Annotated in this window: 13 protein-coding genes; 4 read left to right on the top strand and 9 right to left on the bottom strand. The window is 64.8% G+C overall.

Annotation, left to right across the window (positions count from 1 at the left end):
* The coding region (locus HHL14_RS32900; protein WP_206002502.1) for a hypothetical protein at window positions 1-231 on the top strand (231 nt) is incomplete at its 5' end.
* A 332-nt stretch (window positions 232-563) separates the two neighbouring features.
* Here the strand turns inward: HHL14_RS32900 and HHL14_RS25385 are convergent.
* From HHL14_RS25385 to HHL14_RS25355, 7 genes are all read right to left on the bottom strand, one after another.
* Window positions 564-1,514: a dimethyl sulfoxide reductase anchor subunit family protein gene (locus HHL14_RS25385; protein WP_169500335.1), complete on the bottom strand. Its 951-nt coding sequence runs from the start codon at window positions 1,512-1,514 to the stop codon at window positions 564-566.
* An 18-nt stretch (window positions 1,515-1,532) separates the two neighbouring features.
* Complete coding sequence (locus tag HHL14_RS25380; RefSeq protein ID WP_169500334.1) at window positions 1,533-2,327, bottom strand: 4Fe-4S dicluster domain-containing protein; 795 nt, start codon at window positions 2,325-2,327, stop codon at window positions 1,533-1,535.
* A gap of 34 nt (window positions 2,328-2,361) precedes the next feature.
* A complete protein-coding gene (locus HHL14_RS25375; RefSeq protein ID WP_169500333.1) occupies window positions 2,362-5,292 on the bottom strand; it encodes a molybdopterin-dependent oxidoreductase in 2,931 nt (976 codons plus the stop codon).
* Between the two features lie 199 nt (window positions 5,293-5,491).
* A complete protein-coding gene (locus HHL14_RS25370) occupies window positions 5,492-6,490 on the bottom strand; it encodes an Ldh family oxidoreductase (RefSeq protein WP_169500332.1) in 999 nt (332 codons plus the stop codon).
* A 136-nt stretch (window positions 6,491-6,626) separates the two neighbouring features.
* Window positions 6,627-8,000 carry a C4-dicarboxylate transporter DctA gene (gene dctA, locus HHL14_RS25365; protein WP_206002501.1) on the bottom strand — a complete coding sequence of 458 codons (1,374 nt, stop codon included), beginning with the start codon at window positions 7,998-8,000 and terminating at the stop codon, window positions 6,627-6,629.
* A 178-nt stretch (window positions 8,001-8,178) separates the two neighbouring features.
* A complete protein-coding gene (locus HHL14_RS25360; protein ID WP_169500331.1) occupies window positions 8,179-9,354 on the bottom strand; it encodes a UxaA family hydrolase in 1,176 nt (391 codons plus the stop codon).
* 90 nt (window positions 9,355-9,444) lie between these two features.
* Entirely contained in the window at window positions 9,445-9,783 is a 339-nt protein-coding gene (locus tag HHL14_RS25355) for a UxaA family hydrolase (RefSeq protein ID WP_169500330.1), read from the bottom strand.
* A 265-nt stretch (window positions 9,784-10,048) separates the two neighbouring features.
* On the opposite strand from HHL14_RS25355, the gene HHL14_RS25350 reads away from it, so the two are divergent.
* Complete coding sequence (locus HHL14_RS25350) at window positions 10,049-10,807, top strand: GntR family transcriptional regulator (RefSeq protein WP_169500329.1); 759 nt, start codon at window positions 10,049-10,051, stop codon at window positions 10,805-10,807.
* 102 nt (window positions 10,808-10,909) lie between these two features.
* Here HHL14_RS25350 and HHL14_RS25345 read toward each other — a convergent pair whose 3' ends face one another.
* Window positions 10,910-11,845 (bottom strand): 2-hydroxyacid dehydrogenase, encoded by a 936-nt coding sequence (locus HHL14_RS25345; protein WP_169500328.1) that lies wholly within the window; start codon window positions 11,843-11,845, stop codon window positions 10,910-10,912.
* Window positions 11,846-12,078: 233 nt separating this feature from the next.
* Between HHL14_RS25345 and HHL14_RS25340 the strand changes: the two genes are divergently transcribed.
* Complete coding sequence (locus HHL14_RS25340; protein ID WP_169500327.1) at window positions 12,079-13,557, top strand: sensor domain-containing diguanylate cyclase; 1,479 nt, start codon at window positions 12,079-12,081, stop codon at window positions 13,555-13,557.
* 77 nt (window positions 13,558-13,634) lie between these two features.
* Here HHL14_RS25340 and HHL14_RS25335 read toward each other — a convergent pair whose 3' ends face one another.
* The gene (locus HHL14_RS25335; protein WP_169500326.1) at window positions 13,635-14,600 is read right to left on the bottom strand and encodes an AraC family transcriptional regulator; all 966 of its coding nucleotides are present in this window, start codon (window positions 14,598-14,600) and stop codon (window positions 13,635-13,637) included.
* Between the two features lie 348 nt (window positions 14,601-14,948).
* Between HHL14_RS25335 and HHL14_RS25330 the strand changes: the two genes are divergently transcribed.
* The gene (locus HHL14_RS25330) at window positions 14,949-16,001 is read left to right on the top strand and encodes an NAD(P)-dependent alcohol dehydrogenase (protein WP_169500325.1); all 1,053 of its coding nucleotides are present in this window, start codon (window positions 14,949-14,951) and stop codon (window positions 15,999-16,001) included.
* Window positions 16,002-16,159: the final 158 nt, after the last annotated feature.

Here is a 16,159-nt window from a genome sequence, read left to right as displayed (position 1 = left end):
GGCAAACGCACCTTCCTACGGTTCGAACAGAACGGTGATCGAGGTCCCGGCGTCTTCGCCGCCACTACAACGCGGGCAGCAAACTGCGCGATGCGCAGGAAGCGGGTTGTGCAGACCTTCCTTAGTGGCATGCCGTCTCGATTAGCCGTTACGTTCTTCGCCATGCCGACCCGCGCGCTCGTTAAAGTAGGTCATTATCGCGCCGCCACTCGCGAATGCATCGCAGCATGAGGGTCTGTGGACCACAAAAAAGCGGGACGAAGACAGAATCCCGGCCTCTGTGACCGCTAACCGGCGCTCGCGTCGATGTCCTTCAGTACCAGCGAGTCAACGTTACGCATCTGTCGTTCAGACAAGGCTTCCTTCTTCGCGACAATTGTCTTCGACAAAAAAAATCGCATTGTGAAGACGTCGCCTCGAAGTGCTCACGCAGCGTAAGCGTATTGCCTTCGATACCCTCGATGGCGTTCGAGTGGTAAGTCCACTCCAGCATCAGTTTCTCGCGCAGAGACTCAACCGTATGCGGTGGCAGTAGGCACGCCATTCATAACGAACGCCCCACCTCACCCCACCCGTGCGTAATACAGATTCTGCGGATGCTTCGCCTCCGCGAAGAAAAACCAGCGCTCTGCCACGAGCCCCGCATACTGCACCAGACACGCCGCGGCCAGCAGCCCGAACGACGCGCCGATCGAATGCAGCCCGGCGCCGAGCGCAATCAAAACGATTGGCACCACAAAAGCGCCCGCAAGAAAGCCCCACTTGACACCCCGCAACGTCCGCGCCGATTTGCCGTGAAAAAACTCGCGCAGATTGAACGCACCCGCGGTGAAGCCGCGCGACACCTGCACGAGCTTCGGATTGCGGATACCAGTCGCACTCTGCACCGTCGATTTCGGCCGCAGGCGCGCATTACGCAGCAGCGACGCCGAGCGGCTCGCGCAACCGGCAAGCGTCAGCACACACGCGCCGATCGCGAGCCCGACCGTGAGAGCGGGCGCGAACCACGCGCTGAGCGCGGTCGCGAGCGTGAAGCCCGACGCACAGCCGAGCAGCACGAAGTTCACCATCGTCAACGGCGTCGCCCACTCCTGCAGAAAGCGCAGACACGCGTAGATCATCGCGGTACAGACGAACAGCGCGGCACTCGCCAGCACGCCGAGCCAGCCGAGCGCGAGCGACCACGGCGAGCCGAACCAGTGCGCGACGCCATACAGGAACGCACACGCCAGAAACACTGGCAGGCACAGGCACTCGCGCGACAGCCACGAGGTTCGCCACATCGCGATCGCGCGCCATGCGCGTTCCGGATGGCCGAGATGAAAAAACGACGCGATCAGCCCAAGTCCGCCGAGCAGCACTGCCAGCACCGCGCCGGCCACATACAACGCGGTCGCCGGCTGCGCCACGAGCCCTAGCCACGCAGCGCTCTCCACTCCCACCAGAGCAATCAGCAAGCCCTGCGCCGCACCGCTCAAAGTCGTCAGGAACACTACGGAAAATGCCGGATTCATCGTAAGCCCCGTGCTGATTCAAACGCGCGTCGCGATCGACGCAAGATGCAGCTCGCCACGTTCGAGCTGCGCTTCGAGTTGCGAGTCGAGTGACGTTCCAGGTTGCGAGTCGGCCGAGCCCGAGATTTGCGTCGCGTCGTCGGTTGCCGAACCGGCCGATTTGCACGAACACGCGTCGCTGCCGCAACCGGCGGCGGTGGTCGGTACGCGCGGCAAATAATGATTCGCGGGACGCGTGCCCCATTCGGGCATCAATTGATAACCGCCGCGCTCGCGGATCGCTTGCGACACGACCGACTGCGGATCGTGAATATCGCCGAACAGCCGCGCCGAGGTCGGACACGCGAGCACGCAGGCCGGCTTGCGATCGCGCTCGGACAGATTCTCGTCGTGAATGCGATCGACGCACAGCGTGCACTTGGTCATTTCCTGACGCGCTTCGTCGAGCTCGCGCGCGCCGTACGGGCAGGCCCACGCGCAATACTTGCAGCCGATGCAGCGATCGAAGTCGACCAGCACGAGGCCGTCTTCCTTGCGCTTGTAGCTCGCGCCGGTCGGACAGACCGGCACGCACGGCGGGTCTTCGCAGTGCAGGCACGACTTCGGGAAGTGGATCATCTCCGTGTCGGGAAAGCTGCCCGCCTCGAAGCTCTGCACGCGATTGAAGAACGTGCCGGACGGGTCCGCGTCGTACGGATTGGAATCGGCGAGGCTGCCCGATTCGCCCGACGTGTTCCATTCCTTGCAACTCGTCACGCACGCCTGGCAGCCCACGCATACGTTCAGATCGATCACCAGCGCCATCTGGGTCATCGGAAGCTCCTTGCCGTTACCGCGGCGACGGTCGTCATTTGCGACGGACCGCGCCGCGCAGGCGCGCGGCGAATTCGCCGCGTCCCGCGAAATAGGTCTGCACGATCCGCGACACCACGCCCCGCTCTTCTATCGAGCCGGGCAACGCGGACATCGCGGCGAACTGCGGCAGCGTGTGCCGCGCGTCGGCTTCGGCCGGGTAGATGCGCACGCGCACGTCGTACCACGCGGCCTGGCCCGTCACCGGATCGGAGTTCGAGAAGCGCGTGGCCGCTTGGTCGCGGGACGGCAGTTCGTCGGTGATCAGATGATTGAGCAGAAAGCCGCGTTGCGATTCGTTCGCGTTCGGGCCGAGATTCCACGCGCCCGCCGCCTTGCCGATCGCGTTCCACGTCCACACGGTGCCCGGCTCGACGGTCTCGCTGTAGCGCGCCATGCAGCGCACGCGGCCCCACTGCGATTCGACGTAGATCCAGCCGCCGTCGGCGATGCCGCTCTCGCTGGCCGTCAGCGGATTCACGTAAAGATAGTTCTCCCCATGAATCTGCCGCAGCCACGCGTTCTGCGAATCCCACGAGTGATACATCGCCATTGGCCTCTGCGTGACCGCCGCAAGGGGGAACTGCGCGAGATCGGTCGCCGCGCTTTCGAGCGGCGCGTACCAGAACGGCAGCGGATCGAAGTACTGCTCGATACGCGCGCGCAAATGCTCGGGCGGCTGCCGGCCGCTCGTGCGCCCTTGCGCGGCGAGCCTGAACTTCTGCATCACGTCCGAGTAAAGCTGGATCAGGATCGGCTCGTTGAATTTGCGGAAGCCGTTCTTCACCGCCCAGTCGAGATACGGGCCATTGCAGTTGCGCATGTACTGCAAGGTCTCGGGCAAGCGGTAATGGAACACGCAGTTGTTCTTCGCGTACTGCTCCCACTGGTTCGGATTCGGCTCGCCGACGAGCGCCTTGTCGCCGTCCTTGCCGCGCCAGCCGATCAGAAAGCCGACGCCGGAATCGGGCGTCGTCGTGTGATTGACGATGAACTCGGGATAGTCGCGATAGCGCCGGCTGCCGTCGGCGGTCGTGAAGGCGGGAAACTTCAGACGCGACGCGAGTTCGATCAGCACTTCCTGGAACGGCTTGCATTCGCCGGTCGGCGGCACGACCGGCACGCGCACCGAATCGACCGGACCGTCGAACTCGGAGATCGGCCGGTCGAGCATCGACATCGCGTCGTAGCGTTCGAGGTACGTCGTGTCGGGCAGAATCAGATCGGCGAACGCGGTCATCTCCGACTGGAACGCATCGCACACGACCAGAAACGGAATCTTGTACTCGCCGTTCGCGTGCTTGTCCGCGAGCATCTCGCGCACCTTCATCGTGTTCATCGACGAATTCCACGCCATGTTGGCCATGAAAATCATCAGCGTGTCGATCGGATACGGATCGCCGCGCCACGCGTTGGTGATCACGCTATGCATCACGCCGTGCACCGCGAGCGGATATTCCCACGAGAACGCCTTGTCGATCCGCACCGGCCCGCCGTGTTCGTCGATGAACAGATCCTCGGGCGCGGCGGGCCAGCCGAGCGGGCCGCTCGCGAGCGGCGTGTTCGGTTTCACCGCGTCGGGACTGTTCGGCGGTTTCGCCGACGGCGGCACCGCGCGCGGAAACGGCGACTTGTGGCGAAAGCCGCCGGGACGGTCGATCGTGCCAAGCAGCGACATCAGCACCGCCAGCGCGCGGATCGACTGGAAGCCGTTCGAATGCGCGGCGAGCCCGCGCATCGCATGAAACGCGACCGGGTTGCCGGAGACCGTCTCGTGCGTCTCGCCCCATGCGTCGGTCCAGCGGATCGGCAGCGTGATGCGATGCCGGCGGCTCGTCTCGATCATTTCGCCGGCGAGGCGCCGGATCGTCTCGGCGGCGATGCCGGTGATAGCCGCCGCCCATTCGGGCGTGCAATCGGCGACGCGCTCGCGCAGCAATGCAAACGACGGCGTAACCGGTTTGCCGTTTTCGAGCGTATAGCGCCCGTCCAATGCGGGCGTCACGCCGCTCGCATGATGCGGCACAGCGCGCTGCGTGGCCGGGTCCCACCACAGATGATTCTGCGGAAACAGCGGATTGCCTTCCGCCCGCCCGGGATCGCGCACAAAGAGGCCGAAATTTTCGCTCGCTTCGTCGAGATCGATCAGCTCGGCCGCATTCGTATAGCGCTGCACGAACTCGTGATCCCACGCGTCCGCGGCGATCAGTTCGTGCAGGAACGCCATGAATAGCGCGCCGTCGGTGCCCGGCTTGATCGGCACCCATTCGTCGGCGATCGCCGCATAGCCCGTACGGATCGGGTTGATCGCGATGAAGCGGCCGCCCGCGCGCTTGAACTTCGAGATCGCGATCTTCAGCGGATTCGAATGATGATCCTCCGCGGTGCCGATCATGAAGAACAGCTTCGCGCTGTCGAGGTCCGGGCCACCAAATTCCCAGAACGAGCCGCCGATCGTATAGATCATCCCGGCCGCCATGTTCGCCGAACAGAAACCGCCATGCGCCGCGTAATTAGGCGTACCGAACTGTTTGGCGAACAGACCGGTCAGCGCCTGCATCTGGTCGCGGCCGGTGAACAGCGCGAACTTCTTCGGATCGGTTGCGCGAATCGCGGCGAGACGCTTTTCGAGCACGTCGAAGGCGACCTCCCACGAAACCGGCTCGAACTGCGCGCTGCCGCGCTCGGCGCCGGCCTTGCGCATCAGCGGCTGGGTGAGACGCGCGGGCGAGTACTGCTTCATGATCCCCGAGGCGCCCTTCGCGCAGATCACGCCCTGGTTCAGCGGATGCTCGGGATTGCCGTCGATGTAGCGCACCTCGCCATCACGCAGATGCACGCGGATGCCGCAGCGGCACGCGCACATGTAGCAGGTGGTGGTCTTGAACTCGAGCCGTTCGTTCTGCGTGCGGGCGTGATGCTCCATGGACACTCTCCGTCGCGGTTGCTGGGGGCCATCGCGTGAGTCACACGATTGCGCTTATCGTATTCGCGTCGGCATCACAACGGAAATCGCGATTTTCGACGCAAACTATCTGGCGCGCCGATAGTTTGCGCTTCGCTTTCGGCGAGGGGCGGCTCAGGCGCGCGGCCGGTCCGCCTGACCGCCAGCGCGAGCGCGCCGCTCAGCCACGCCCTTCCAACTGCGCGATCAGCGCGTCCGGAATCTCGACGCCCTCCTGCCGTGCCGCCTCGGCGAGACGTTCCCGGCGATAGCCCGGCAGGCGCACGTCGTCGTCGAGCAGCATCATCTCGATCAAGGCCTCGACGCGCGACAGATACGCGGCGTCGCCGGCCAGCGCGCCGGGATCGATCGTCCAGAATAGATGGCCGATGCGCGAGCGCTCGCCCTCCTCGGTCAGGAACGAACCTGCTTCATAGCCGAAGTTAGAACCAGTCAACGCGGCGGCCAGAAGCTCGACCACCAGCGCGAGCATCGCGCCTTTGGCGCCGCCGAACGGCAGCATCATGCCGTCCAGCGCGGCGCGCGCGTCGGTGGTCGGCAGGCCGTCGCGCGTGGTCGCCCAGCCCTCGGGGATCGGTTTGCCGTCGCGCGCGGCCAGCGCGATCTTGCCGCGCGCGATCTGCGACAGCGCGAGGTCGATCACAAGCGGCGCGCCGTTGCGGCGCGGAAACACCGCGGCGATCGGATTGGTGCCGAACAGCGCACGGCGGCCGCCCCACGCCGGCATCGCCGCCGGCGAATTGCTGAACGCGAGCGCGACGAGGCCCGCTTCGCCGAGCGCGGCCAGATGCGCCGCGCCCACGCCGAAATGATGGCTGCGGCCGATGCCCGCGACCGCGCTGCCGTATTGGCGCGCGCGCTCGGCGAGGGTCGCGATCGCGAGATCGCAGGCGGGATACGCGATGCCGTCCGCGCCGTCGATCAGCACGGTTGCGCCGCGATCCGCGACGATCGACGGCTGCGCGGCGGGATCGACGCGGCCGTTGCGCAACTGCGCGCAGTACATCGGCAGACGCGACACGCCATGCGATGACAGGCCCCGCACGTCGGCATAAACGAGTGCGCGTGCGGTCGATTCGGCGGTGGCCGGCAACGCGCCCGCGCGATGCAGCGCGCCGACGGCGAGCACGGTCAGCGCGTCGGGAAACAAACGGGCCATCTGGACTTCCTTGGGTTCGGTTGGGGTCAGCGCATCACTGTGTCATTGCCGGCGCGAAGCGGCAAGCCGGAAGCGGCCGGTTCGAGGTGGTCCGTTCAAAACGGCCCCTTCAAAGCCGCCGCGCTTCGAACGATGCTCACTTCGCCGCTTTCTTCAGCAAGCCCGGCGCGCCCGGCAGTTCGTGCGCCTCGCGCTCCGGCTGCCCCGCGGACGCCGGCTGCACCGGCTGCGGCTTGCGCGCCGGCTGGACCTGCGCCTGCACGTCGCGTGGCGCCGCGAGGAATTCACGCGCCGCGCGGGCATCGAACACGCCTTCCCAACGCGCGACCACTAGCGTCGCGACCACGTTTCCGATCATGTTGGTCAGCGCGCGAATCTCGTTCAGCACCCGATCGACGCCAAGAATCAGCGTGATGCCGGCGACCGGAATGATGTTGTGCGTCGACAGCGTCGCGGTCAACGCGACCAGCGCCGCGCCGGCCACGCCCGCGCCGCCCTTCGACGTCAGCATCAGGATCGCCAGCAGTCCCAACTGCTGCATCAGCGTCAGATGCGTGTTGGTCGCCTGCGCGATGAACAGCGACGTCATCGTCAGATAGATCGCGGCGCCGTCGAGATTGAACGAGTAGCCGGTGGGCAGCACGAGCCCGACGATCGCGCGCGGGCAACCCATCCGTTCGAGCTTTTCCATCAGCCGCGGCAGCACGGATTCGGTGGTCGAGGTGCCGAGCACGATCAGCAGTTCCTCGCGGAAGTACTTCAGCAGCGGCCACAGCCCGACGCCCGCCCAGCGCGCGGCCGCGCCGAGCACGATGCCGACGAACAGGATGCTGGTGATGTAGAAGCACAGGATCAGCAGCCCGAGTTGCTGCAGCGTGCCGATGCCGTACTTGCCGATCGTGAACGCGATCGCGCCGAACGCGCCGAGCGGCGCGAGCCGCATGATCATTTCGACGATGCGCATCAGCGTGTCGCCGAACTGCTCGATGCCGCGCATCAGCAGCCGGCTGCGCTGCGACATGATCGACAGCGCGATGCCGAACAGCACCGAGAACAGCAGCACCTGCAACAGATCGCCGCGCGCGAACGCGCCGACCACCGAGTTCGGCACGATCATGTCGATGAAGCTCGACGACGCGGAATGCGCGGTCTCGACGTAATGCGTGACCGCGTGCGGATCGAGCGACGCGGGATCGATATTGAGTCCCGCGCCCGGCCGCAGCAGATTCGCGACGACGAGCCCGAGCACCAGCGCGATCGTCGTGACGACCTCGAAATACAGCAGCGTCTTGAAGCCGACGCGGCCGACCTGTTTCAGGCTTTCCATCCGCGCGATGCCCACGGAAACCGTGCAGAAGATCACCAGCGTGATCAGCATCTTGATAAGGCGAATGAACGTGTCGCCGAGCGGTTTCATCTGCACGCCGAACGCGGGCGCGAAATGACCGACGATAATGCCAGCCGCAAGTCCGATCAGGACCTGCACGTAGAGATGTTTGAGCACGCGCAAGATGGTGTCTCCTCCACTCGCTGCTGCCAGATATCGAGCCGGCGCCACTGCCGCCTGAGCTGCCGGTCGCGGGAGGCATCGTCGGCCCTTCTCCGCGCCGGCATGCGCCGGGAATGTGGGGGGCCGCGGCCGCCGCGCCCGGACCGCGCGGCCCGGCGAAGCGGCACGGCCGCGCGCGTCAGGCGCTTTCGAACAGACGCGTCAGCACGAACTCGCGATGACCGAGCGCTTCGGCCGCGGTGAACCGGCCGTTGATCGTCGCCAGCATGCATTGCAGCAGCTTGTCGCCGCTCTGGTCGAGGTTCTGCTCGCGCTGCAGAATGCCGGTCACGTCGACGTCGATATGCTCGCCCATCGTGCGGACCGTGCGCGGATTCGCGCAGATCTTGATGACCGGCACGATCGGATTGCCGATCACGTTGCCCTGCCCGGTCGGGAAGAAATGCACGACGAAGCCCGATGCCGCGCACAACGTGACCATCTCGGCCGCCGCCGACGACGAGTCCATGAACCACAGCCCCGCATGCGTCGGCTCCTCGGCCTTGTCGAGCACGCCGTCGACCATGCACTTCTTGCCGATCTTCTGGATATTGCCGAGCGCCTTTTCCTCGATCGTGGTCAGGCCGCCCGCGATGTTGCCCTTGGTCGGCTGGGACTCGGACAGGTCGTCGGTCTTCCAGCGGTTGATCATCTCCTGATAGCGGTCGAACATGAACTGGAAGCGCTCGCGTACGCCGTCGTTCGCGCAGCGCGCGGCGACGATCTGCTCGCCGCCGGTCAGCTCCGAGGTCTCGCCAAACACCAGCGTGGTGCCGAGGCCATAGAGCTTGTCGAACGCGTTGCCGACGGTCGGATTCGCGCCGCAGCCCGAGGTGGTGTCCGACTCGCCGCACTTGGTCGACACCCATAGCTCCGAAATCGGGCACTCTTCGCGATCGAGCGAGGTCGCGTACTGCACCATTTCCTTCGCCGCTTTCGATGCACGCATGATCGTGTCGTGATCGCCGTGCAATTCGATGCCGAAGCCCATCACCGGCTTGCCGGTCTTCGCGATGCCGTCGACCACGCGCTTGGTCCAGCCTTCCTCGATGCCGATCACGATCACCGCCGCGACGTTCGGATTGCTGCCCGCGCCGATCAGCGTGCGGAAATGCAGATCCAGGTCGGCGCCGAACTGCAGCCGTCCATACGGATGCGGCAGCGCCATCGTGCCTTTGATGTTGTGCTCGACCGCCTGCGCCGCGGCATTGGACAGGTCGTCGACCGGCAGGATGATCACGTGGTTGCGTACGCCGACGCGGCCATTGTCGCGACGATAGCCGCGGAAAGTCGTACCCAGGTCAATCACGCTCATGGTGTCTCTCTCGTTCGGGTTGATGCCAGTGAGGGGCGGCTTGATGCCGCGCAGCGGAATGCGGGAAAACGCGTGCGCCGTTGTCCGTGCTTACCAGCGCTTCGTCTTGATGTTGTGCACGTGCGCGTGCTCGCCGGCCTTGATCGGCGCGACCACCTTGCCGATGTCGACGCCGTACTTGAACACCGTGTCGCCGACGGCCATGTCCTTCAGCGCGACCTTGTGGCCGATCGGAATGTCCTGCTTCGCCGGCACCGTGACGATCTCGTCGTCGTCCATGATCCATGCGTTGAGCAGCGTGCCCGCCTTGATGCCCTCGACGACCGCCACGCCGACCGTGTCCTTCGCTTCGTGCAGCACGATGTGGATCGTTCTGCGCTCCGCCGCGCCCGCCGTGGGGTGATGGATGTCTGCCGTGGGATTGCTCATTCGCGTCTCCGTTCATGGTTTGAATGCGGTGTGGGGCCGCCGGGGCAGCGCAGCGAGGTGCGCCGCAGTGAATCGATAGTAGGCGCCGATGTTGCCAATGTCAACTATGTCATCTATATGTGTTAGAAGAGTTTGATCACATGACCGAGGCGTCCGGCACGCCGACAATCTGTGGCTCATCCAGATGTTCTGGATGAGCGGGTCGTTTAGAATCGGGGCAGGTTCAACCCAGCGAGCGGCACGACTCGCGTATCCGGGAGGTTTCATGAGCACGCTCGCCATCAATGCGCCCGCGCTGGGCGGCACGCGGTACAAGGAGGTCAAGAGCGCGATTCTCGCGGCGCTCGCGGCCGGCGAATGGAAAGGCGGCGAATGCATTCCTTCGGAAAAGCGCCTCGCCGAGCGCTTCGGCGTGTCGATCGGCACGCTGCGCAAAGCCATCGACGAACTGTGCGCCGAGAACATCCTGATCCGCCATCAGGGTCTCGGCACCTTCGTGGCGATGCATCAGCGCGACCGGCACTTCTTCCGCTTCTTTCGCATCGTGCGTCGCGACGGCGACAAGGCGTATCCGGTCGTCACGCTGATCGACTTCAAGAAGGCGCGCGCGTCGCGCGAGGTGGCGGCCATGCTCGGCATCGAAAGTGGCGCGCGCGTGCTGCAGTTCGTCAACGGCCTCGCGCTGCATGGCAAGACCGTGCTGATCGAACACATCACCGTGCCCGACGCGCTGTTTCCGGGGCTCACGGAAAGCAAGCTGCGTAACCGGCCGAATACGCTGTACAACTTCTATCAGGACGGTTTCGGCATCAACGTGGTCGATACCGACGAGCGTGTGAGCGTCGCGCTCGCGAATCTGCTCGAAAGCGAACAGCTCGGGGTCGAGGTCGGCGCACCGTTGCTGGAGATTCGCCGCATCGCCTATTCGTATCATCGCAATGCGGTCGAATTGCGGATTTCGCGGCTCAATACCGACGAATACGAATACATCGGCACGCGCGCGGCACGCGACGACGAAAAGTAAGCGGCAAGCGCGGTCGGGAGTTCCAGGGGCTTCAGCGCACCCTGCGCTTCAAATGCTTCAAACGCTTCAAACGCTTCAAACGCTTCGAATACTTAGGATGCGTCAGATCGGCGTCAGCACCGGCTCGCCCGCGAAATGCCGCCGCGCGTTGTCGAGAAAATTGTCGACCGAAGCCGCGATCGCTTCCGGCGAGCGGCCGCCGACATGCGGCGTCAGCACCACGTTGCGCAGTCCGATCAGCGACTGCGGCGGTTCGGGCTCGCCTTCGTAGACGTCGAGCGCGGCGCCCGCCAACGTCCCCGCCGCGAGCGCGCGAGCCAGCGCGGCCGTATCGACCACGCTGCCGCGCGACACGTTGACCACGAAGCCCCGCGGGCCGAGCGCCGCCAGCACCGTCTCGTCGATCAGATGCCGCGTGGCCGCGCCACCCGGCGTCGCGACCACCAGAAAATCGCTCCACTGCGCGAGCGCCGCGACGCTGTCGAAATAGCGCAGCAACGGCCTGTCTTCGCGCGGCTTACGGTTGTGATAGCCGACCTCCATATCAAAGCCCTCGGCGCGGCGTGCGAGCTTGGCGCCGATATGGCCGAGGCCGACGATCCCCAAGCGCCGGTTCGACACGCTCGGCCGCGATGGCAGATGGTCGCGCCATGCGCCCTCGCGCGTCGCGCGGTCGAGTTGCGGCACGTCGCGCACCACGGCGAGCAGCAACGCGAACGCGTGATCGGCGACGCAATCCGCGTTGGTACCCGCGCCGTTGGCGAGTACGATGCCGCGCGAGCGCGCGTGATCGACGGCGAGATTTTCGTAGCCGGCGCCCAGCGCGCTGACGAGTTCGAGTCGCGGCATGCGGTCGATGTCGGCGGCGCTCAGACCGGTCGTGCCATTGGTCAGCACCGCACGAATCGCCCCGCCATGGCGCGCGATCGCGGCTTCGCGCTGCAGCGCGTCGGGCGCGTGGATCGTGTCGAAGGCGGCGTCGATGTGCGCGCGGCTCGCGTCGCCCAGGTGAATCAGGACCAGCAGGGATGGCTTCATGGCGGCGTTTCCCGATGGCTAGATGAGACGGCATCCGGCGCATGCGCGCGGACTGCGTGGCGATCGAGTGTAACAAGGCCAGGCCGCGCGCGCAGAACGCCGGCGCTGAAGTTCGCGGCAGCCGCCGTGATCAGGCGCCCGCGTCGGCGCAAAAACCACACACTATTCTTTCGGCATTTTCGGCCCGCGCCAACCCATCTTAAAATAGCCGCACTTCCGATTCCGAGACCTCCATGCTCGATACCTTGAAGCGCGACTCCGCACCGCTCAGCGACGACTCCGGCATGTTCGAGCTCGCCCCCGTGTCGCTGTGGCTCGAAGATTTCAGCGGCGTGCGCGCGCTGTTCGACACATGGCGCGCCGAAGGCGTCACCGACCTGCGCGCGCATTTCGCCGCCGACCCGCGTTGCGTCGCCGAATGCGCGCACCGCATCCGCGTGATCAAGGTGAATCGCCAGACGCTCGCACAGTTCGAAGCCGCCGACTTCGACACGCTGACGGGCAACCTCGGCTCGGTGTTCCGCGACGACATGCTGAAGACCCACCTTGAAGAGTTGTGCCAGCTGTGGGCCGGGCAATTGCAGTTCACCAGCCACACGGTCAACTACACGCTCGGCGGCCGGCGACTCGACGTGCTACTCAAGGGCGCGATCCTGCCCGGTCACGAGGAGCGCTGGGATCGCGTGCTGGTGTCGACCGAGGACATCACCGAACTCGAAGGCGCGCGGCGGCGCGTCGCGCTCGCCGAGCAATACGCGCGCGGACTGTTCGAACATTCGCCGGTGTCGCTGTGGGTCGAGAATTTCAGCGCGGTCAAACGCCTGCTCGACGACGCGCGCGCCGCCGGCATCAACGATTTCCGCGTGTTTACCGATGTGCATCCGGAGTTCGTCGAACGCTGCATGGCGGAAATTCACGTGCTCGACGTGAACCAGCACACGCTCGAAATGTTCGCCGCGCCGGACAAGAAAACGCTGCTCGCGCGCCTGAGCGAAGTGTTCCGCGACGACATGCGTCCGCATTTCCGCGAGCAGTTGGTCGATCTGTGGGACGGCAAGCTGTTCCAGCAGCGCGAAGTGCTCAACTACTCGCTCGACGGCAGCGAGGTCTATGTGCACCTGCAATTCTCGGTGCTGCCGGGTCATGAGGAAAACTGGGATCTCGTGCTGGTCGCGCTGACCGACATCACCGCGCGCAAGAAGGCCGAGGCGTACCTCGAATTCCTCGGCAAGCACGACGTGCTGACCAAGCTGCGCAACCGCTCGTTCTACGTCGACGAACTGAACCGGCTCGAACGCAAGGGGCCGTGGCCCGTGACGATCATCATGGCCGATCTGAACGGCCTGAAGCGCGTGAACGATCAGCTCGGCCACGCGGCCGGCGACGCGCTGCTGCGACGCGCCGGCGAGGTGCTCGCGAAGGCGATGGAGTCGCCGTTCCACGCGGCGCGGATCGGCGGCGACGAGTTCGCGATCCTGATGCCCGACACCGACGAGCGCGGCGGCGCGATGATGATCGATGCGATCCGTCAGCTCGTCGAAATGAACAACCAGTTCTATCCGGGCTCGCCGCTGAGCTTCTCGATGGGCGCGGCCACCTGCCAGCGCGGCGACCGGCTCGAAGCGGGCGTGCAGCGCGCCGATCTGTTGATGTACGAGGAAAAGCGCGCGCACTACGAGGATCAGCCGGGCGCGGATGCGGCCGGGAAATAACGACGGCTAACGCGTGACGTATGACGCGCGGCTGCACACGCGCCGCGCATCGGCCTTAGTCTTAGCCTTAACCGCCGCTAGACCGCGGTAACGTAACGCGGCACCGGCTTCTGCGGACGCGGCGGCGCATCGTGCGCGACGCGCATGCGCTTGACCTCGTCGACGGGACTCAGGCCGAACAGCCGCTTGAACTCGCGGCTGAATTGCGACGCGCTTTCGTAGCCGACGCGCGCCGCGGCCGCGCCCGCGTTCAAACCATCCTGCACCATCAACAGACGCGCGTGATGCAAACGCGTGGTCTTCACATACTGCATCGGCGAGGTCGCCGTCACCGCCTTGAACTGCGCATGGAACACCGCGAGGCTCATGCCGGCTTCGGCCGCGAGCGTGTCGACGTCGAGCGATGCGTGGTACTCGGCATGAATGCGCCGCAATGCCTTCGCGATGCGGCCAAAGTGATTCTGATGCGTGAGCGCCGCGCGAATCGCGCCGCCCTGCTCGCCAGTCAGCACCCGATAGCAAAGCTCCCGCACGATGGCCGGTGCGAGAATGCGCGCGTCGAGCGGCGACGCGAGCGCTTCCATCAGACGCTGCACCGCGCTGCTCAGCGCCGGATCGAGCGGCGTCGAGAAGATCCCGACCGGCTCGTGCTGCGCGATGCCCTGGGTGTCGTTGAGCGCCATCAGCAACTCGGCGACCATCGTCAGATCGACGCGCACGGAGATGCCGAGAAACGGCTCCTCCGCGCTCGCCTCGGTCTCGCATTCGAACGGCAGCGGCACCGACAGCACCAGATACTGCTGCGCATCGTAGCTGAACACCTGATCGCCGAGATAACCGCGCTTGCGTCCCTGACAGACGATCACGATGCTCGGCTCGTACATCACCGGCATGCGCGGCATGGGCCGGTTCGCGCGCAGCAGGTTCACGCCTTCGAGGCTCGTGCGCGAGATGCCGGCAGCGGGCGCGAGCAGATCGAACAGCTCACGCACGCGTTGTTGGGCGGGATCGTCCGTAACGGAACCGACAGCTTGAGTGGACATGACGATAGGGTGACGGGCAAGAGAATAATGCTTGAAATTTAGCATCAAACGAACTACTGCGCCGCCCCTCAATAGTTTTAGGCAAATCTTCAAGACGATCAGGTATTCCGCGAATACGGCCCCACTCCTATGATGGGAACCCTGCCGGATCGCCTTTTTTGTCGCGCGCAGCGTGTCCGGTCATACGCCGCCCGGCTCGTCACGAGTCGTAAGGTGGCGAATGACATCCTCCGGCGCTCGCGCCCGATCCCGGTTCCTGCTGCGACTCGCCGCATCCGCAACCCTGCTGGTTGCGTATCGTCGACGTGTCGCACTGTTGCGCCATCACCCTCTTTGCTGGAGCTACCCATGAGCACGACTTATGCCTATGCAGCGACCGACGCCAGTGCGCCGCTCGCCCCGTTCGAAATCCAGCGCCGCGCGCCGCGCGCGCACGACGTGCAAATGGAAGTGCTGTTCTGCGGCGTGTGCCATTCCGATCTGCATCAGGCACGCAACGAATGGAAGAACACGATTTATCCGGTGGTGCCGGGCCACGAGATCGTTGGCCGCGTGACCGCGGTCGGTCCGAACGTGACGAAGTTCAAGGTTGGCGAACTGGTCGCGGTCGGCTGTCTGGTCGACTCGTGCCGCACCTGCCCAAGCTGCGCGGAAGGTCTCGAGCAGTATTGCGAAAACGGTTTTGTCGGCACCTATAACGGCGTGGATCGCGTCGACGGACAGGTCACGTATGGCGGTTACTCGACGCAGCTCGTCGTCGACGAAGCCTTTACGCTGCGCGTGCCGGCCAATCTCGATCCCGCCGGTGTCGCGCCGCTGCTGTGCGCGGGCATCACCACGTATTCGCCGCTGCGCACGTGGGGCGCGGGGCCGGGCAAGAAGGTCGGCATCGTCGGCCTGGGCGGTCTCGGCCATATGGGCGTGAAGCTTGCGCACGCGATGGGCGCGCATGTCGTGCTGTTCACGACGTCGCCGTCGAAGATCGAAGATGCCAAGCGGCTTGGCGCGGACGAAGTGGTCGTATCGAAGAATCCGCAGGAAATGGAAGCGCATGTGAATAGCTTCGATTTCATTCTGAACACGGTGGCGGCGCCTCACGATCTGAATCCGTTCCTGAATCTGCTCAAGCGGGACGCGACGATGACGCTGGTGGGCGCACCGGAGCACGATCATCCGTCGCCGCAGGTGTTCAATCTGATCTTCAAACGACGTCGCCTTGCGGGTTCGCTGATTGGTGGCATTGCCGAGACGCAGGAGATGCTGGATTTCTGCGGCCAGCACGGCATTGTTTCCGACATCGAGATGATTCCGATGCAGGGGATTAACGAGGCTTATGAGCGGATGCTCAAGAGCGATGTGAAGTATCGGTTTGTGGTGGATATGGATTCCATGCGGAAGTAGTCGGTTTTTTGTTCCGCGCAGCGGGTGGGCAGTTTTTTTGCGCCTGCGGCGCGGGGCTTTTGTTTGTTGTTCTGGCTTTTGTTGTTCTGGTTTTTTTGTTGTTCTGGGTTTTTGGCCTTTCCTTGATTTGCTTTCGGTCTATTAGCGTTGCCCCTGTG

Source organism: Paraburkholderia antibiotica (assembly GCF_012927125.1).
Taxonomy (GTDB): domain Bacteria; phylum Pseudomonadota; class Gammaproteobacteria; order Burkholderiales; family Burkholderiaceae; genus Paraburkholderia; species Paraburkholderia antibiotica.
This window is presented reverse-complemented; position numbering and strand designations above follow the sequence as displayed.